The organism is Chryseobacterium taklimakanense (assembly GCF_900187185.1).
In the GTDB taxonomy this organism is placed as follows: domain Bacteria; phylum Bacteroidota; class Bacteroidia; order Flavobacteriales; family Weeksellaceae; genus Planobacterium; species Planobacterium taklimakanense.
Genome location: NZ_LT906465.1, coordinates 1,491,813 through 1,510,038 on the forward strand (window position 1 = coordinate 1,491,813; position 18,226 = coordinate 1,510,038).

The window sequence follows — 18,226 nt, forward strand, 5'->3', positions numbered from 1 at the left end:
AAGAAAATAAAATGGCTCAAATTCTAGACGGACTGAAAGTTTCACAGGACATTAAAAATGAAATCAAAGCTGATGTAGACAAAATCATCGCCTCCGGAAAAAGGGTGCCACATCTTGCTGCAATCCTTGTAGGAAACAACGGCGCCAGCAAAGCTTATGTGAACAGCAAAGTGAAAGACTGTGCTGAAGTTGGTTTCAAATCGTCACTGATCAAGATGCCAAGTACGGTTTCCGAAGCTGAACTTTTAGAAAAAATTGCCGAGCTGAATGATGATCCGGAAATTGACGGCTTCATCGTGCAGTTGCCTTTACCAAAACAGATGGATCAGGAAAAGGTAATTATGGCAATAAACCCGCATAAGGACGTGGATGGCTTTCATCCTGAAAACTTCGGACGTATGGCACTGGAGATGAGCACATTCCTCCCGGCAACTCCTTTTGGAATCTTAACTCTTTTGGAAAGATATAATCTTGAAACCAAAGGAAAACACTGCGTAATCATTGGCAGAAGCCGTATCGTAGGCAGGCCGATGAGTATTTTGATGGGCAGGAAAGATTTCCCGGGAAATTCAACCGTAACTTTAACACATAGCTATACACCTCATATTGAAGAGTTTACAAAAGCTGCTGACATCGTGATCACCGCTTTGGGAGACCCTCATTTCCTGAAAGGGGATATGATTAAAGAAGGTGCAGTAGTGATCGATGTGGGAATAACAAGAATTGATGATGATTCAGAAAAGGGCTACCATCTTGCAGGCGACGTAGATTTCGACAGCTGCGCCGAAAAAGCAAGCTGGATCACGCCGGTACCTGGAGGTGTAGGCCCAATGACGCGAGCCATGCTGATGAAAAACACGCTGCTGGCTTATAAACATACCATTTATAAAGATTAATGACAAAAGAAGAACAGGATATTTTATTAAAAGAAGGAAAAATACTCCCGGTGATGGAGCATTTTTATACCATACAGGGAGAAGGTGCCCATACCGGAAAAGCCGCCTACTTCATAAGGCTTGGCGGCTGCGATGTGGGCTGCCACTGGTGTGATGTGAAAGAAAGCTGGAACCCGGACCTGCACCCGCTGATGGATGTGGAAGAGGTTGCAGAAACTGCAGCAAGCTACTGCAAAACCATCGTGCTGACCGGCGGCGAACCGCTAATGTGGAATCTGGATGTTTTAACCTCAAAATTAAAGGAACTGGGCTGCCAAATTCATATCGAAACTTCCGGAGCATACCCCATGAGCGGCCAGTTGGACTGGATTACGCTTTCCCCCAAAAAAACCGGACTGCCTTTAGATGAAATTTATTCAAAAGCGCAGGAACTGAAGGTGATTATTTTCAATAACCACGATTTCCAGTTTGCGGAAGAACAGGCCGCAAAGGTGTCTGAAAACTGTAAACTTTACCTCCAAAGCGAATGGAGCAAACGTGATGCGATGTACCCCAAAATCACCGATTTCATTCTTGCCAACCCGAAATGGCAGGCATCTGTGCAAACCCATAAATATTTGAATATTCCGTAAATCTAATCCATGCAAAAACTGCGGTACTCCCGGTATTTTAAAACTGCCGTGATTCTTTTAGACATCGCGGTTGTGGCTGCAGTTTTGCTGTTTTTTTACCTCCGGAAAAATCCGGTATTAGATTTGGTAAATCAGGAAAAAAATCTGATTTCGGTTTTTCTTCTGGTTGTCTTTTGGTTGCTCCTGAGCAGTAAAACTCAAATATATTATGTGCCGAGAAACACCACCTATACCACTTATCTCCAAAAGGTTTTTGCACAAATATTTATCTTCTCAGCGGTTTTTCTATTATTCTCACGAATTTTGGAAAACGATGTTCTGAAAGAAGAAAGGTCTATTATCGTGGCAATCCTGTTCTTCCTGCTGCTTTTTCTAAAATCACTGATTTTTTTCTTCTTAAAATACATCCGCTCTAAAGGTTTAAATGTAAGGAATATCATGTTCCTGAGCCAGGACTCATCGGTGGACGTTTTAAAAGCAATCATTTCGGAACGTAAAGATTACGGATACAAAATTTTTGATTATCAGCTTGATAAAATTGATGTTGACGAATTAAAAGAGTTTTGGATTAAAAACGGAATCCACACAATTTTTATCTCATCCCAAAATCACCTGCCCAGCAATTTAGAAACAAAAATCTTTGAAGAAGCTGAAGCTCATAAAGTAAAAATATCCTTAATCCCGAACAGCATCCAAAATGAGTTTTTCTCCTATAATTTAAGCTACATCCAGTCGCAACCGATTCTTTTGCCAATCAAATTTCCCTTAGAATCTTATACAAATTCAGTTTTAAAGCGGATTTTTGACATTATATTCTCAGTCTTGGTTTTAGCGGGCGTTGGAATTTGGTTGTTTCCGATCTTAGCCCTGCTTATAAAGAGCGACAGTAAAGGCCCGGTATTTTTCATTCAGAAAAGATATGGCTTCCATGACAGAGTTTTTAACTGCTTCAAATTCAGAACAATGTATGTGAATGGTGATTCTGCTACCAAAACTACTGCAAAGAATGACAGGCGAATTACCAAAATTGGAAAAATCCTCCGAAAAACCAGTTTGGATGAAATGCCGCAGTTTTTTAATGTGTTATTAGGCGACATGTCTGTGGTTGGGCCGCGGCCGCATATGATTTTGGTAGATAATTTGTATAAACCAAAAATAAGGCGGTATGCCCTACGAAGCCTTGTGAAGCCTGGAATTACCGGTTTGGCGCAAGTTAACGGGCTTCGTGGTGACAAAGGCAATATGGATTTGGAGATGAAAAGGCGGGTACTTGCGGATTCATTTTACGTGAAAAACTGGAGTTTCATGCTGGATTTGGTTATCATTTTTAAAACCCTTGTCCTGCTTGTTGAAGGCGATAAAAATGCCCACTGATAAAAAATAATTGAAATAATAATACTATTTTCGCAGTATGATAAGAAAGTTTCTTACGGCTTTAGGCGAATATTTTATCCTCATGGGAAAAGCCATCAGAAGTCCGCAAAAAGCCAATGTGTTCTGGAAACTGTTTATGCGGGAAATCAATGACCTGGGGGTGAATTCGTTCGGGCTTGTTGTCTTTACTTCTGTTTTCGTGGGGGCGGTAGTTGCAATTCAGATGTATAATAACTTCAGCGCCTCAAGTTTCCCGATCCCTACAACTTTCGTGGGTTATGCAACAAAAGCGGTTTTGGTCCTGGAATTTGCTCCAACCATTATCAGTTTGATCCTTGCAGGTAAAGTAGGTTCATACATTGCATCCAGTATCGGAACAATGAGGGTTTCTGAACAGATTGACGCACTGGACATTATGGGCGTAAACTCTTCCAATTTTTTGATTTTGCCTAAAATTTTAGCCTGCGTGATTTTCAATCCTTTGCTTATTGCTTTGAGTATTGTCGTTGGGATTTTCGGAGGATACTTAGCCGGTGAAATTACAGGAAACTGGACCTCTGCAGATTACATAACCGGTGTTCAGATGTATATGCCAACGCTTTTCTTCACCTATGCTTTTGTGAAAACGATTGTTTTTGCCTTCATTATCGCTACAGTTCCATCGTATTTTGGCTATAACGTGAAAGGCGGATCTCTCGAAGTGGGACGTGCAAGTACGCAAGCCGTAGTTTGGACGATGGTATTTATTATTATTTCAGAATTAATTTTAACTCAAATGATTTTAAGCTGATGATAGAGGTAAAAGATCTGAAAAAAAGCTTTGACAATGTAGAAGTCCTAAAGGGCATCACCACCACATTCGATACCGGAAAGGTGAACCTCATCATCGGGCAGAGCGGTTCGGGTAAGACCGTATTCCTGAAATCATTGCTCAACGTACACGAACCTACCAGCGGAACTATTCTTTTTGACGGCAGGGATATTATGAAAATGGGCCGCGACGAGAAACAAACGCTTCGTTCAGAAATCGGAACCGTATTCCAGGGAAGTGCCCTTTTCGACTCGCTGACTGTTGAAGAAAATATAACATTTCCCCTTGATATGTTTACCAATTTAACTTTCAGGGAGAAAAAAAGGCGGGCTATGGAAGTAATGGGCCGTGTGCACCTGGAAAAAGCAGGCAAAAAATATCCTTCAGAAATTTCCGGTGGTATGCAAAAGCGTGTTGCCATTGCTCGGGCTATTGTAAATAATCCGAAATATCTTTTTTGTGATGAACCGAACTCCGGGCTCGATCCATATACTTCCAACGTTATTGATGACCTGATCCTGGAAATCACCAAGGAATACAACACCACCACGATTATCAATACCCACGATATGAATTCGGTGATGACGATTGGTGAAAAAATCATCTATCTTAGAAACGGACTGCTGGAATGGGAAGGCGACAAGGACAAGGTGATCACCGCCCGCAATAAAAACCTGATAGATTTCGTTTATTCTTCCGAACTGTTCAAAGAGTTAAGGGAATACTTTTTGCAAACAGACAAGACATCAATCGAAAATATTATTACTAAACAAGATCAAAATGAAAAAGATATTTAGTACCGCTGCAATCGGCATCGCGGGAATTTTAGCAGCACAGGTTTCAGTTTCGGGCAGGGCAAATATGCTGTTTCCGTCATCTTCACCTTCATGGAAGGACATTAAAGCCAGCGGGCAGAACACTTATGACCAGAAAGGAAAAAACAGCGTAGGATATAACCTCGGTATATCGGTAAAAGTTGATTTGCCAACTTCGTTCTTCCTAATGCCCGAACTTTATTACACAACTTTTAAAAATGAATTTACGGATCCAACCACAAACACAAAAATTGAGGCAAAAAGCAACCGTGTAGATATGCCCGTTTTGGTAGGTAAAAATGTGCTTGGTGAAACTTTGGGAATATTTGTCGGGCCGGTGGCGAGTTATAACCTAAGCGCAGACAATCAGTACAATGGTTTCAAGGAGAATGCTAAGAATGACTTCACCCTCGGTTACCAGTTCGGAGCGCAGGCGAAGCTAAAGCAGCTTATCATAAACGCCCGTTATGAAGGAGCTTTCACAAAGGATCAGAGAGACTTCATCAACAAAAATGTAATGGGCGAAACCTACACAGTAAAATATGACAACAGGCCAGGTTTACTGATCTTAGGTTTAGGTTACGAATTTTAAAAATAATTTGAATTAATTAAAAAATACCCGGAACTAATAATTCTGGGTATTGTCATTTTTAGGAAGCGCCTTTGCAGCAGCTTCATTCTGACGGGCAAGTTCAGCGGCCTGTCTTTCCAGTTCTTCTTTTTCTTTCTGCAACTGTTTAAATTCCCTTCTTTTTTGCTCAGCTTTTATTGCGCTGCCTTTGCTTACATAACCAACCATACTTCCAAGTATCAGCCCTAGGCCAACTCCCGCCATAATGCCCATAATATGCGAAAGTTTAATCTGCTCCACAGCAAAATCGGTGGTAAGATAGAAAAGTAACGCTGCAAGAATAAGCATTACAATACCGATAAAAGTTACGCTTTTCATAGTTTGATTTATTTTAAATTCTAAAAAAGAAACCTTCCCAAATTTATTAAAAAATAAGGAAAGGTTGGTATGTTAAAGATTTAGGTGTTACACTTTACCTCCGGCAGCTTTATAATATTCTAAAGCCTTCGGTAAATGAACTTCAATCTGCTGTCTTCTGTTGTCCGGGCTTGGGTGAGTGGAAAGAAATTCCGGTGGTCTGTTTTGGCTGGTAGACATCGATTCCATTCTGTGCCAGAACGGTTGTGCCCCTCTTGGGTCATAACCGGCCATGCCCATTAAATATAATCCCATTTGGTCAGCCTCAAGTTCTTGATTTCTGCCATATTTCAGCAATGCAACTTGCGCCCCTACCGGGTAAACCTGAGAGAAAATTTGTGCCCATTGCCCACTGGAAATTGTACTTCCCAAAATTGCTCCGCCATACTGCGCGATCATAGCCTGAGAAATCCTCTCATTTCCGTGACCGGCCAAAGCGTGCGAAATTTCGTGACCTAAAACTACTGCCAGTCCATTTTCATTTTGAGAAATCGGTAAAAGACCTGTGTAAACCGCAACCTTACCGCCCGGCATACACCATGCGTTCGCTGCCTTATCATCCAGTAAATTATATTCCCAATTGAATTCTGCTAAATCACCTTCCCTGCCTAATTGACGGTAGTAGTTTCTGGCAGCATTCTGCAGCCTTACACCTACAGTCTTAACTTGGTTCGCAGCCGTGGTTCCCCTGATAACTTTTGCCTGATTTAAAACCTGCTGATACTGTTCTGCCGCCATGGTAGCAATTTGCTGATCGTTTGCCAGCTGTACAGATTTTCTGCCCGTAATTGGGTTGGTTGTACATGCCACAAGAGCAACTGATACTGCACCAATACTTAATAAGTTCTTAATTTTCATAGTATGAAATATTTGAAATTTCTTGCGTAAAAACAATTTCTATTCCAAATGTAAAAAATTGTAACTTTACACTACATGTTAGCATAAATATTGCAATAAATTCAAAAATTCTTGAAACGATGAAAAAGTACATCATATTATTACTCAGTTTTTCAGTATTACTGTTATTCAACGCATGTGGATCTCAACATTACCTGGATTCTAAAACTGTAGAAAACTTGGTCAAAAATGAGGAGTTCACTTTTATGGCTAAGAGTGCTCATCCTTCAAATTACGATGTTATCAATGTGATGAACTCTCTTCCTACCTCTTCATCCTCGCGAATGCTGAATTTGGATTATGGTTACGGAATTGTGATCAAAAAAAATGAATTAGTGTCAACCCTTCCATATTTCGGCAGAGCCTACAGTCCAAGTATGGACAGAGATAAAGAGAGTTTGAGGTTTACCAGTAAGAACTATAAAGTCATAAAAACAGAAGGAAGGAAAAATTCTACAGTTTTCACCGTTATTCCATCAGATGTGAGCCATATCAGGAGAATAATTATGGAAATATTTCCGAACGGAAGGGCTTATGTTTCGGTGGATGCCAATGACAGGCAACCAATATCTTATGACGGAAACATTGAACAAAACAAAAATTAATCCTATGAAATTACTGAAATTATTCTTTGCAGCTACATTATTTTTACTATTTTCCTGAGGTGCCGCTTCAACATCTCAATTTGCCGCAATAGCACCCGAACTGTTGAGAGATGTAATATGGTCGAAAAATTTTACAGTTTACGTAAATCAAGTGAAGCCCGCCCAAACGAATGTGATGAAGAATACGCAGTCTGTAAGAACCTTCGATGATCCGAAAGCTCAGTATATAAAATTGACACCGGATTTTATAGATGTTTACCTCCCTTACTTCGGAGATGCACAGCTAACAGATGCCACTAACGCTGATTTTAAATTCAGATCAAAGTATAGTTACGATTCTAAAGTCGACTCTAACGGTAACTGGACGGTAACTGTAATACCAGAAAACACAACTGGTGTTCAGGAAATGATTATTGAGGTTAATAAATCTGGTACGGCGTTCATAACAGTAAATTCAAGCAGGCGGTCTCCTGCAGGATATAACGGATTTATTGAAAATTAGCCTCTTTTAAATAATTTTTCCACAAACAATTTTGCTTCTGTACTTGGATTTGATTTCAGTTCAGAAGCATTTTTTTTATGTCTTTCGTACGAATTTTCCATTGCAGACTCCTGCCTGGTTTTTTGAAGAATCAATTGCTGTACCCAATATTCGAACCGCTTTTCGGCCTGCTGCTCACGGATTCTTGAGAAAGAATTATTCTTGATTTTTAATGCAATGAAATCCTGGATTTTCTCAAAAACCTCTTCCAAACCTTGATTATTTAATGCTGAACCTAAAAGAACGGGGGTTTTCCAGCCTTTTTCTTTTTCAGGCATAAAAAATAGTGCGCGCAAAAGTTCCTGCTTGGTCGATTTGGCTTTATTGCTGTTGGCTTCATCAACTTTATTAATGAAAATCAAATCCACCATCTCCATAATCCCGCGTTTGATTCCCTGCAGCTCATCGCCACCGCCAATAATTTTCAAAAAGAGAAATACATCGGTAATATCCGAAACCAAAACCTCACTCTGTCCCACGCCCACCGTTTCTATTAAAATATAATCATAACCCGCAGCTTCACAGATCAGCATCGTCTCAAAAGTCGTGTTCGCAACGCCACCCAAGAAGCCGGAGCTTGGGGAAGGCCTTATGAATGCGCTGTCCTCTTTTGCCAATTCTTCCATTCTTGTTTTATCGCCGAGAATTGAGCCTTTGTTTAGTGTCGAACTGGGATCGATAGCCAAAACTGCAACTTTTTTTCCCTTTTTGATCGCCAGCCTACCGAAATTTTCGATAAAAGTAGATTTTCCTGCGCCCGGAACGCCGGTAATGCCAATACGGATAGATTTTCCGGTGAAGGGCATTATTTCCTTCAGTAATATTTCCGCACGCTCGCGGTGTTCGGCCTTTTTGCTTTCCACCAAAGTAATCGCTTTACCGATGAGACGCTTGTCTCCCGATTTTATACCTTCAATAAGAGTTTCTGTGGAAATATTCATCAGTTCAAAATTACGAATTTAAAGCAAAGAAATTCCGAGACCGGGCTCTTCTGAAAGGATGAGTTTACCGCCTTCAACAAAACTTCCTTTCGCAAAATCGTTTGAAATTAAACTGGCGCCATCCAAATCCGCAAAATCGCACAAGCCGCTGATGGCGATACCTGCAGAAATTCCCACGGAGGACTCCGTCATACAGCCAATCATCACCTTGTAACCGAACTTTTTTGCTTCCGAAATTAGTTCCAAAGCTGGCGTTAAACCACCGCATTTCATCAGTTTTATGTTAATGGATGAATAATGGGGCTGCAGTTTTTCCAGATAAGTGATGTCCTGGCAATCTTCATCAGCCATCCAGTTGACATTTTTTGATTTGTTCAAAACAAAATACTCGCCCACAGGTCGTGGCTGCTCCACATAAAGAAAGTTTTTTGAAAATTCGTTTTCCTGCAGGAATTCGCAGTCTTCATCAGAGAAACTCGTATTTGAATCGAGGGAAATTCCTTTTCCTGTATCTAAAAGTTTATAGATATTTTCACGGTTGAGCCCTTTACATTTCACTTTCAATTTATTCCATTCTGACTTTTGAATTTTCTTGATTTGCTCATCAATACCGGCAATGCTTATCGTGTATGATGATTCCGGCAAATAATTGTTACTCAAATCATTAAGGTCGCTGAAAGTTCTGTCCGTAAGTTTTCCGTACAGATCCCAGTAGGCACAATCAAGAGCGGAGAGAAGAAAAGAATGAAGGTTTAAACTTTTTAAAAATTCAAAAAAAACTTTAGGATGAACGATGTCATGGGCTTCGATTAAATGTTGAATTTCCCTAAGTATTTCATCAAATTTATCGAGATTGATGCCGTAATAATTGATGGCAACGCATTCGCCATAACCGGTTTTTCCGTCTTCTGAAAGCGAAACCAGGAGCGCATCACGGAAATCATAACTTCCGTAAGATATTGAAAATGTTTCCTTTAATTTTAGCCTTGTCCTTTTCCATTCAATTTTCATATCAAAATTTTTGGCCTGAAGAATAATTAATAAATTTAGCTAAATTTAATCACTTAAAATTTAGTCTATGAAAAAATTATTAGTTATGGCAATCGCGGGATCCGCATTGGCGGTATCGTGTACGCAGAAAGGCATCGCAGACGGAAAAATTACAAAAGCCGAATCAATCGCACAGGGAAAGGTAATCTTCGAAAATTCCTGCGGAAAGTGCCACGACCTTCCAAATCCGAAGTCGCACACCGATGCACAGTGGACCGGAATCGTGAACGCAATGGCGCCTAAGGCAAAGCTTACAGATGCTCAGGGCACGATGGTTTACGATTATGTAACCGCAAATAATTAAGATAAAAAACTTCCGGTTTCAGGAAGTTTTTTTTAATGTGAAATTAACGGAATCTTCAGTTTTTATGGGTAAATTTGAAATTAAAATTTTATCCAGATGAAACTTTTAAAAATCCTCTTTCTTTTAGCGTTTACTTCCACCTTTTCACAGCAAAACCTTCTGCAATCCGGCCCGATGCTTGGGTATGTTGAAATGACTGAAGCAAAAATCTGGGTACAGACTAAAGCGCCGGCGAAAGTAAAAGTGGAATATTCCTCTCCGGAAAACCCTTCTGAAACGTTCATCAGCAATGAAGTTTCGACGGTGAAAGACAATGCTTACACCGCTCATTTAATCCTTGAGAAGATCCGTCCCGGAAAAAAATACAATTACAAAGTTTTAATCAACAATCAACCATTAAAATTTAATTACGAAACATCTTTCACTGCAAAAAAACTGTGGCAGTGGCGCGAAGACGCTCCTGAATTCACCGTGGCACTTGGAAGTTGTGCTTATATGAATGAGCCGGAAGTGGACCGGCCGGGAACGCCCTACGGCGGTAATTTTGAAATTTTCACCAGCATCGGAAACAAGAAACCGGACATCATGCTATGGGGCGGCGACAATATTTATCTTCGCGAAGCCGATTGGGACAGCAAAACCGGAATTTATCACCGCTACACGATGACCAGGCAGCAAAAGGAACTGCAGCCGCTTATGGCAAACTCACAAAATTTTGCCATTTGGGACGACCACGATTTTGGGCCCAATGACGCTGACAGGAGTTACTACTTCAAACACCAGACTCTAGAGGCTTTTAAAGATTTCTGGGCAAATAAATCTTACGGCAATAATCCCGAGCAGAATAACGGAAACTTCTCAACCTTTAACTGGGGCGATGCAGAATTTTTCCTTCTGGACAACCGCTTTCACAAATCCCCTAATGACAGGAAAACCGGTGAGCGAACCGTTCTCGGAAAAGAACAGCTGGAATGGTTTATTGATGCGGTCACCACTTCTAAATTCCCATTTAAAATTGTAGTGATTGGCGGCCAGTTCCTCAATTCAGCTGCGAAATTTGAGAATTATGCCACATATCATGAAGAAAGGCAATATATTTTGGATGAATTGGAGAAAAATAATGTGAAAGGTGTGGTCTTTTTAAGCGGAGACCGCCACTTTTCTGAACTTTCCGGATTGAAAAGGCCTGGAAAATATACACTTTATGACTGGACGGTTTCCCCGCTCACTTCCGGTGTGGCAACCAGTGCACTGAAAGAAACCAATGAAAACCGTGTGGAAGGCAGCCTATTTATGCAGCATAACTTCGGGTTACTGAAATTCTTTGGAAACAAAGACAACAGGGCGCTGAAACTTGAATTGTTTGATAAAGACGGGAAAACGCTTTGGAATAAAGTAATTACACTGAAGGAACTGCAGTAAATATCAAGCTTTTTGATTTAAATAAACGAAGAGGAATCTCGATTGGAAATTCCTCTTTTTTATAAGGTTGGGTGAATGAATTTAAGCAGTTAAAAATCTTTCTAAGACCTCGCATGCTGATTTCGGCAGATTGGTTCCCGGCCCGAAAATGAAATCTGCGCCGTTTGCATAAAGAAATTCATAATCCTGCTGCGGTATCACTCCGCCTACAACGATCGTAATATCATCAGAGCCAAGTTTCTTCAATTCTTCCACTACCTGTGGAACGAGCGTTTTATGTCCGGCGGCCAAAGACGATACACCCAAAATATGAATATCGTTCTCAACCGCCTGTTTTGCAACTTCTTCCGGAGTTTGGAACAATGGCGCCACATCCACATCGAATCCCATATCTGCAAAAGCGGTGGCTACAACTTTTGCGCCACGGTCGTGACCGTCCTGCCCCATTTTTGCAACCATAATTCTCGGGCGGCGGCCCTCGTTTTCCTCAAATTTCTGAGTTAAAGCGATGGCTTTTTCAAAATATTCATTCTTATTGGCATTCATAGCATAAACTCCCTGTATGGTTCTGATATTGGCTTTATAACGCCCGAAACTTTCCTCCATCGCATCGCTCATCTCACCTAGAGTGACTCTTCTGCGGGCAGCTTCAATGCAAAGAGCAAGAAGGTTTCCTTCTCCCGATTTTGCAGATTTTCTTATTTGTTCTAAAATTTCAGAAACTTTTAACGGATCGCGTTCGGATTTTATTTTGTTGAGCCTTTCGATCTGTTTTCTGCGGACTTCTGTATTGTCGATGTCCAGGATTTCGATGTCCGGTTGTTTTAATGTTGATTTAAAAGAATTCACTCCAATGATGAATTCCTCGCCACTGTCGATTTTTGCCTGCTTTCTGGCGGCAGCTTCTTCGATTCTCATCTTTGGAATCCCGGCTTCAATCGCTTTTGTCATTCCGCCTTCTTTTTCTACCTCATCGATGTATTTCATGGCTTCATCAATCATTTGCTGCGTCAGAGTTTCCACCAAATGACTCCCTCCCATAGGATCTACCACATCGCAGATGCCGCTTTCCTGCTGCAGGATAATCTGCGTATTTCTAGCAATTTTCGCCGAATAGTCGGTAGGTAAGGCGATCGCCTCGTCCAGGGCATTCGTATGCAAAGATTGGGTTCCGCCTAATGCAGAAGAAAGCGCCTCAATCGCGGTTCTCGTAATATTGTTGAAAGGTTCCTGTTCGGTTAAAGACCAGCCGGAAGTCTGCGAATGTGTTCTTAGAGCCAGCGATTTTGGATTCTGTGGATTGAACTGTTTCAAAAGTTTCGCCCAAATATATCTCGCTGCACGCATCTTAGCGATTTCCATAAAATGGTTCATTCCGATGGCCCAGAAAAAAGACAGTCTCGGCGCAAAATCATCCACATTCATTCCTGCTTTTATGCCGGTGCGAACGTACTCCAGACCATCGGCAAGCGTATAGGCCATTTCAAGAACCGGCGTTGCTCCGGCTTCCTGCATATGATATCCCGAAATGGAAATCGAATTGAATTTTGGAATGTTCTGAGAAGTATATTCGAAGATATCGGCAATGATTTTCATTGAAGGTGTCGGAGGATAAATGTAGGTATTGCGCACCATGAACTCTTTCAGAATATCATTCTGAATCGTTCCGGAAAGTTTATCCTGGGAAACGCCCTGCTCTTCCGCAGCCACGATGTAGAATGATAAAATTGGCAAAACTGCACCATTCATCGTCATTGAAACCGAGATTTCATCCAGTGGAATCTGATCGAAAAGGATTTTCATATCTTCCACAGAATCAATCGCCACGCCGGCTTTTCCGACATCACCGACTACGCGCGGATGATCCGAATCGTAACCGCGGTGCGTTGCCAAATCAAACGCCACGGAAAGCCCCTTCTGTCCCGCCGCAAGATTTCTCCTGTAAAAGGCATTGGATTCTTCCGCCGTTGAGAAACCTGCGTACTGACGGATGGTCCAAGGTTTCTGCACATACATCGTGGAATACGGACCGCGAAGATAAGGTGCAATTCCAGCGCTTGAAGCAGAAATTTCTTTATTAATGTCGGCTGCAGTGTACGCAGATTTCATATTCATCCCGTCTTTTTCAAAAAAATAGGGAAGTTTATCTTCAAAAATTACGGAAAAATCAGGATTTTGATTTTGAATCTTTTGGCGCATTCTTCTTCAGTTTGTAAGAAGTAAAGTTACGAATTTTTAGGTTTTTAGATTTAAATTTTGAGTGATTTGATATATACCAAAACCTCAAAGAACGTGCTCCGAGGTAATTTTAATTCCGAAAATATTATTTTAAGGAGTATTTATTTTTTGGGATTTCCGTCGCCGTCTGTGGCTTCCCGGATATCGTGCTCTGTTTTCCTGGCGCCTTCTTTCAATTTTTCACCTGCATCTTCCAGGGCTTCACCCGTTTTTTCGGCTGCATTCTGTACGCCTTCCTTTACGTTTTGGGCGGTTGAGTCAATCTGTTCATTATCCAGGCCCACTCTTTCCACTGTTGTCGTTCCGCCGTCTTCGTTTACCGTGGTGGTTGTCTTTTTCTCACACGAGATCAAGGAAAATGAAGCAAGCAGAACTGCACTAAAAATCAAATTTTTCATAACAATCTTTTTATGGTACATCAAAAATAATTGTTTTAAATATAACAAGATTTCCAGTTTTTTCTTTAAAAATTTCAGAATAATAATTAAAAAAAAACATCCCCGAAAGGATGTCCGATCAAAATGTTCTTCAGAAATTATTTTCTCACGTTCCCGTCGCCGTCGGTCGCGTCTTTTGCTGCGTCCTTTACTTCGCCAGCACCTTCTTTTACTGCATCTCCTGCGTTATCCAGGGCTCCTTCAGCAGCATCATCCACTGAATCTACCGTTGGGTTGTTGGTAATTGGAACGGAATCATTGTCCACCACTACCGCAGTTGCCGTAGAATCTACATTTTCCATTTCCGTTGTTTCTGCTTTCTTGCAAGACACCAGTGAAACAGCGGCTACTGCACCGATGATTAAAATTGATTTTTTCATAAAAATAAAATTAAGTGATTAAAATGTTCGTGACAAATATAGTATTTTATCGGAACAAAATGTTTAATAATTTTCCTCTTCGCCTTTCATCTTTTCAGCATTTTCAGCCATAATGACGGCGTCCAGCATTTCCTGGATATCACCGTTCATATAAGCATCCAGATTGTAGACCGATTTGTTGATCCTGTGGTCTGTTACACGGCCTTGCGGATAATTGTAGGTTTTGATTTTTGCGGAACGGTCACCAGTGGAAACCATGGTTTTACGCTGTGCCGCAATATCGCCCACAACTTCCTGAAGTTTGATATCGTACAGTTTTGCACGGAGCATCTCCATGGCCAACTCTCTGTTTGCCAACTGTGAACGCGCCTGCTGACAAACCACGACAATACCTGAAGGTTTATGCGTCAGCTGTACTTTTGTTTCAACCTTGTTTACGTTCTGTCCTCCGGCACCTCCTGAACGGGAAGTCTGCATCTCGATATCTGCAGGGTTGATTTCCACATCCACTTCTTCAGCTTCGGGTAATACAGCAATAGTAATTGCCGAGGTATGAACGCGACCTTGCGATTCTGTTTCAGGAACACGCTGTACGCGGTGTACACCGGACTCAAATTTCATAATTCCGTAAACACCATCGCCTTCCACTTTCATTACGAGTTCCTTATAACCTTTGGATGCTTCATTGGCATCGGTAACTTCGTGGCGCCACCCTTTGGTTTTGAAATACATGGTATACATGCGGTAAATGTCTTCCACAAAAATTGCGGCTTCGTCGCCACCAGTTCCGGCACGGAGTTCCACGATGACGTTTTTGTCATCGGCCGGATCTTTAGGAATCAGAAGGACTTTTAATTGTTCTTCCAGATCAGGAATTTTTTCGATGGCTTCCTGCTTTTCCATTTTGGCAAGATCTACCAGATCTTTGTCGGAACCGTCGGCAATGATTTCATCGGATTCTGCAATCGTGTCGAGTGCGCCTTTGTATTCATCGTAAACCTTCACGATTTTGCCGAGGTCGCTGTATTCTTTATTGAGCTGGCCGTATTTTTTCTGGTCCGAAATCACATCCGGCTGAATGATAAGATCTGCTACTTCATTGTACCGCTGTTTTATTGCTTCGAGTTTGGGAATTAGGGATTTAGCCATTTTAATGGATTTAAGGTTACAGGTTGCAGAGTGGAATACACTGATCTGTAAAAAATTTGTGCGCAAAGATAGGAAAATCTGCTCTTTGTTTTGAAATAAAGTAATTCGACCGGATCCTCAATTTGCGATTAATAAAAAAATACAGAAAATGTCTAAAGAAAGAGGAAAGTGCTTTTAGCCCCGATGGGAGCGGTTGTTTGAGCTCCTTTTTTGATGGCTGAGGTTCCCGAAGCCAACAAAAAAGAGCGAGTGCGGACAGCGGGCTGTGATGTGCTGAAGAATGAGAAACCGTTATGCTTCTAATTTTAAAATTAATCCGGTGCTCCCACCATAAAAAATCAGCTCCTAAAAAATTTAGAAGCTGACATCAATATATTGTTTTGCTTTGAGTATCCCTCTTTCCGGAAAACATGTCGGAAGAGCGATATCACCAATTAATGATGATCGTGGTGTATGAACGGGCCTTCGCCTTTTGGATTGCTGTAAATAACCTCTGCACCCTGCTCCACTACAGTTCTGCGGCGGATATCTTCCGGATCGAAAGGTTTTGTTTTACCGAAATATTCCGCTAAACCTTGTGTAAGCCACATTGGAATTACAACTCCGAAGAACATGAAAATACACCAGAAACCGATTAGGAACATGGTAAGGAAAAATACGAACCAAAGGAACTGGTAAAAAGGCCAAAGCGCTAATACTGTTAACATCTTTCTTAGATTTTGAGCAAAATTAAGTTATTTTCTATTATTACAAAAGTTTTTGTTGCGGAATTGTGCAGCTTGATTGCTTTTTCCTGCCATTAATGTGCTAAACTGGCGAAGAAATCATTTCCTTTATCATCGGTAATGATGAATGCGGGAAAATCTTTGACTTCGATTTTGCGCACGGCTTCCATTCCCAATTCCGGGAAATCTACAACTTCTACGTTCAAAATATTTTCTTTTGCTAAAATGGCTGCAGGTCCGCCGATGGAACCAAGGTAGAAACCACCGTGTTTTGCGCAGGCATCGGTAACTTCTTTGCTTCTGTTTCCTTTTGCGAGCATGATCATGCTGCCCCCATGGCTTTGAAACTCATCAACGTAAACATCCATTCTTCCAGCTGTTGTAGGTCCGAAGCTTCCCGAGGGCATTCCGTCCGGTGTTTTGGCAGGTCCGGCATAATAAACAGGGTGATTTTTGAAATATTCGGGCATCGGTTTTCCGCTGTCGATGATTTCTTTGATCTTGGCGTGGGCAATATCACGGGCGACGATTAATGTTCCGTTGAGTTTCAGCCTTGTTTTTATAGGATACTGTGACAGTTCAGCCAAAACTTCCTTCATTGGCCTGTTTAAATCAACCACTACCGGCTCTTCCAAATGTGGAGGAGTATCGGGAAGGAAACGTTTAGGATTTTCTTCTAATTGCTCCAGGAAAATACCGTCTCTGGTGATCTTTGCTTTAATATTTCTATCCGCAGAACAGGAAACGCCCATTCCTACAGGACAACTTGCCGCGTGTCTCGGAAGTCGAATCACCCGAACATCGTGGGTTAGATATTTTCCGCCAAACTGCGCGCCAATAGAGGATTCCTGACAGATTTTCTGAACACGGGCTTCCCACTCCAAATCGCGAAAGGCTTGTCCGCCCATATTTCCTTCAGTCGGAAGATTGTCGTAATAGCCGGCACTTGCTTTTTTCACGGCTGCTAAATTGGCTTCCGCGGAAGTTCCACCGATGACCAAAGCCAAATGATAAGGTGGACAAGCCGCAGTTCCCAAATCGAGGATGGTTTTTCTCACAAATTCGTCTAAAGATTTTTCGTTGAGCAGCGATTTTGTTTTTTGGTAAAGGAAAGTTTTGTTGGCAGAACCGCCTCCTTTTGCCAGAAATAAAAACTTGTACGTATCGCCTTTATCGGCGTAAATATCAATCTGCGCAGGTAAATTAGATCCGGAGTTTTTTTCCTCAAACATGCTTAAAGGCACAACCTGGGAATACCTTAAATTGCGGTTTTGATAGGTATTGAAAATTCCTTTGGAAATCCATTCTGCATCATCAACGCCGGTGTAAACATTTTGGCCTTTTTTGGCCACACAGATTGCTGTGCCGGTATCCTGACAACTCGGCAAAGCGCCTTCCACCGCTACTGCAGCGTTCTGCAGAAGATTGTATGCCACAAAACGGTCGTTATCTGTTGCTTCGGGATCGTCAATAATTTTTCGTAATTTTTCAAGATGCGAAGAGCGAAGCATAAAGGAAACATCGGCCAAGGCGTGTTCTGAAAGCAGTTCCAAACCTTTCGGATCAACGGTAAGAATTTCCCTGTTGCCATGTTGTTCAACTTTTACGTAATCTGAAGTGAGTTTTTTGTATTGGGTGTCGTCTTTTAGAATAGGATAAGGATCCTGATACTGAAATTCCATCTTATATATTTTGATGGGTAAATTTACGGAAAATTGGGGATGGAAAAAAAGCCTCAGAACAAATTGATGCAGGCTGAGAATGATCTGTACGAAAACCACTCACCATAAGGATGTCGGGAACAAACGCAAAAAAAGCCGTTTTCACTGGTGGTGAGACGGCTTTTTTTATTTCATCATTTGTGTTTCCTAACCTTGTTCAACAATTCTGCAAATTGGGTTACCGCGAATGTCAAGATAATTTATGGCCTTCTGTTTACCGCAAAAAACAGTGGGCTGCAGTAATTGTTTTTTCAGACATCAGTTTTTTTAATTTTTATAAAATTACTAATTCTGCAAATA

At 41.3% G+C, this 18,226-nt stretch carries 20 protein-coding genes; 10 read left to right on the plus strand and 10 right to left on the minus strand.

Features of this window, described 5'->3' with window-relative positions:
- Positions 1-11 precede the first annotated feature (11 nt).
- The 6 genes from folD to CKV81_RS07095 are packed head-to-tail and all read left to right on the plus strand — an operon-like array spanning position 12 to position 5,120.
- Entirely contained in the window at positions 12-896 is an 885-nt protein-coding gene (gene folD / locus CKV81_RS07070) for a bifunctional methylenetetrahydrofolate dehydrogenase/methenyltetrahydrofolate cyclohydrolase FolD (RefSeq protein ID WP_095071842.1), read from the plus strand.
- Positions 896-1,528 carry a 7-carboxy-7-deazaguanine synthase QueE gene (locus CKV81_RS07075; RefSeq protein WP_095071844.1) on the plus strand — a complete coding sequence of 211 codons (633 nt, stop codon included), beginning with the start codon at positions 896-898 and terminating at the stop codon, positions 1,526-1,528. The genes folD and CKV81_RS07075 overlap by 1 nt, the downstream gene beginning before the upstream one ends.
- 9 nt (positions 1,529-1,537) lie before the next feature.
- Positions 1,538-2,902: an exopolysaccharide biosynthesis polyprenyl glycosylphosphotransferase gene (locus tag CKV81_RS07080; protein ID WP_095071846.1), complete on the plus strand. Its 1,365-nt coding sequence runs from the start codon at positions 1,538-1,540 to the stop codon at positions 2,900-2,902.
- Positions 2,903-2,939: 37 nt separating this feature from the next.
- Positions 2,940-3,692: an MlaE family ABC transporter permease gene (locus tag CKV81_RS07085; RefSeq protein WP_095071848.1), complete on the plus strand. Its 753-nt coding sequence runs from the start codon at positions 2,940-2,942 to the stop codon at positions 3,690-3,692.
- A complete protein-coding gene (locus tag CKV81_RS07090; protein WP_095071850.1) occupies positions 3,692-4,510 on the plus strand; it encodes an ABC transporter ATP-binding protein in 819 nt (272 codons plus the stop codon). Before CKV81_RS07085 ends, CKV81_RS07090 begins: the two co-directional genes overlap by 1 nt.
- Positions 4,494-5,120, plus strand: a complete 627-nt coding sequence (locus tag CKV81_RS07095; RefSeq protein WP_095071852.1) for an outer membrane beta-barrel protein — start codon at positions 4,494-4,496, stop codon at positions 5,118-5,120. Before CKV81_RS07090 ends, CKV81_RS07095 begins: the two co-directional genes overlap by 17 nt.
- 33 nt (positions 5,121-5,153) lie before the next feature.
- Here the strand turns inward: CKV81_RS07095 and CKV81_RS07100 are convergent, their stop codons facing one another.
- Together CKV81_RS07100 and CKV81_RS07105 are read right to left on the minus strand one after the other, a co-directional pair.
- Positions 5,154-5,477: a DUF1049 domain-containing protein gene (locus CKV81_RS07100; RefSeq protein WP_095071854.1), complete on the minus strand. Its 324-nt coding sequence runs from the start codon at positions 5,475-5,477 to the stop codon at positions 5,154-5,156.
- Between the two features lie 87 nt (positions 5,478-5,564).
- Positions 5,565-6,374 carry a M48 family metallopeptidase gene (locus CKV81_RS07105; RefSeq protein ID WP_095071856.1) on the minus strand — a complete coding sequence of 270 codons (810 nt, stop codon included), beginning with the start codon at positions 6,372-6,374 and terminating at the stop codon, positions 5,565-5,567.
- A gap of 119 nt (positions 6,375-6,493) precedes the next feature.
- Here CKV81_RS07105 and CKV81_RS07110 point away from each other — a divergent pair, with 119 nt between their 5' ends.
- Both CKV81_RS07110 and CKV81_RS07115 read left to right on the plus strand, forming a co-directional pair.
- On the plus strand, positions 6,494-7,018 hold the full coding sequence (locus CKV81_RS07110; protein ID WP_095071859.1) for a DUF4251 domain-containing protein: 525 nt from the start codon (positions 6,494-6,496) through the stop codon (positions 7,016-7,018).
- Between the two features lie 151 nt (positions 7,019-7,169).
- Entirely contained in the window at positions 7,170-7,520 is a 351-nt protein-coding gene (locus CKV81_RS07115) for a DUF4251 domain-containing protein (RefSeq protein WP_258453851.1), read from the plus strand.
- On the opposite strand, the gene meaB is transcribed toward CKV81_RS07115, so the two are convergent.
- Together meaB and CKV81_RS07125 are read right to left on the minus strand one after the other, a co-directional pair.
- Positions 7,517-8,500, minus strand: coding sequence for a methylmalonyl Co-A mutase-associated GTPase MeaB (meaB, locus tag CKV81_RS07120; RefSeq protein WP_095071863.1), 984 nt, complete (start codon positions 8,498-8,500; stop codon positions 7,517-7,519). The two genes, CKV81_RS07115 and meaB, sit on opposite strands and share 4 nt — an antisense overlap.
- An 18-nt stretch (positions 8,501-8,518) precedes the next feature.
- The gene (locus CKV81_RS07125; RefSeq protein WP_095071865.1) at positions 8,519-9,511 is read right to left on the minus strand and encodes an enolase C-terminal domain-like protein; all 993 of its coding nucleotides are present in this window, start codon (positions 9,509-9,511) and stop codon (positions 8,519-8,521) included.
- A gap of 67 nt (positions 9,512-9,578) precedes the next feature.
- Here CKV81_RS07125 and CKV81_RS07130 point away from each other — a divergent pair, with 67 nt between their 5' ends.
- Both CKV81_RS07130 and CKV81_RS07135 read left to right on the plus strand, forming a co-directional pair.
- Positions 9,579-9,854, plus strand: coding sequence for a cytochrome C (locus tag CKV81_RS07130; protein WP_095071867.1), 276 nt, complete (start codon positions 9,579-9,581; stop codon positions 9,852-9,854).
- 96 nt (positions 9,855-9,950) lie between these two features.
- Complete coding sequence (locus CKV81_RS07135) at positions 9,951-11,276, plus strand: alkaline phosphatase D family protein (RefSeq protein ID WP_095071869.1); 1,326 nt, start codon at positions 9,951-9,953, stop codon at positions 11,274-11,276.
- A gap of 81 nt (positions 11,277-11,357) precedes the next feature.
- Here the strand turns inward: CKV81_RS07135 and scpA are convergent, their stop codons facing one another.
- The 6 genes from scpA to CKV81_RS07165 all read right to left on the minus strand — a co-directional run bounded on the left by scpA (position 11,358) and on the right by CKV81_RS07165 (position 17,887).
- The gene (gene scpA, locus CKV81_RS07140) at positions 11,358-13,475 is read right to left on the minus strand and encodes a methylmalonyl-CoA mutase (RefSeq protein ID WP_095071871.1); all 2,118 of its coding nucleotides are present in this window, start codon (positions 13,473-13,475) and stop codon (positions 11,358-11,360) included.
- Between the two features lie 140 nt (positions 13,476-13,615).
- On the minus strand, positions 13,616-13,912 hold the full coding sequence (locus CKV81_RS07145; RefSeq protein ID WP_157727387.1) for a hypothetical protein: 297 nt from the start codon (positions 13,910-13,912) through the stop codon (positions 13,616-13,618).
- A gap of 137 nt (positions 13,913-14,049) precedes the next feature.
- Entirely contained in the window at positions 14,050-14,331 is a 282-nt protein-coding gene (locus tag CKV81_RS07150) for a hypothetical protein (protein ID WP_095071875.1), read from the minus strand.
- Positions 14,332-14,394: 63 nt separating this feature from the next.
- Positions 14,395-15,480 (minus strand): peptide chain release factor 1, encoded by a 1,086-nt coding sequence (gene prfA, locus CKV81_RS07155; RefSeq protein ID WP_095071877.1) that lies wholly within the window; start codon positions 15,478-15,480, stop codon positions 14,395-14,397.
- A 434-nt stretch (positions 15,481-15,914) separates the two neighbouring features.
- The gene (locus CKV81_RS07160; protein WP_095071878.1) at positions 15,915-16,187 is read right to left on the minus strand and encodes a hypothetical protein; all 273 of its coding nucleotides are present in this window, start codon (positions 16,185-16,187) and stop codon (positions 15,915-15,917) included.
- 92 nt (positions 16,188-16,279) lie between these two features.
- Positions 16,280-17,887: a fumarate hydratase gene (locus CKV81_RS07165; RefSeq protein WP_095074337.1), complete on the minus strand. Its 1,608-nt coding sequence runs from the start codon at positions 17,885-17,887 to the stop codon at positions 16,280-16,282.
- Positions 17,888-18,226: the final 339 nt, after the last annotated feature.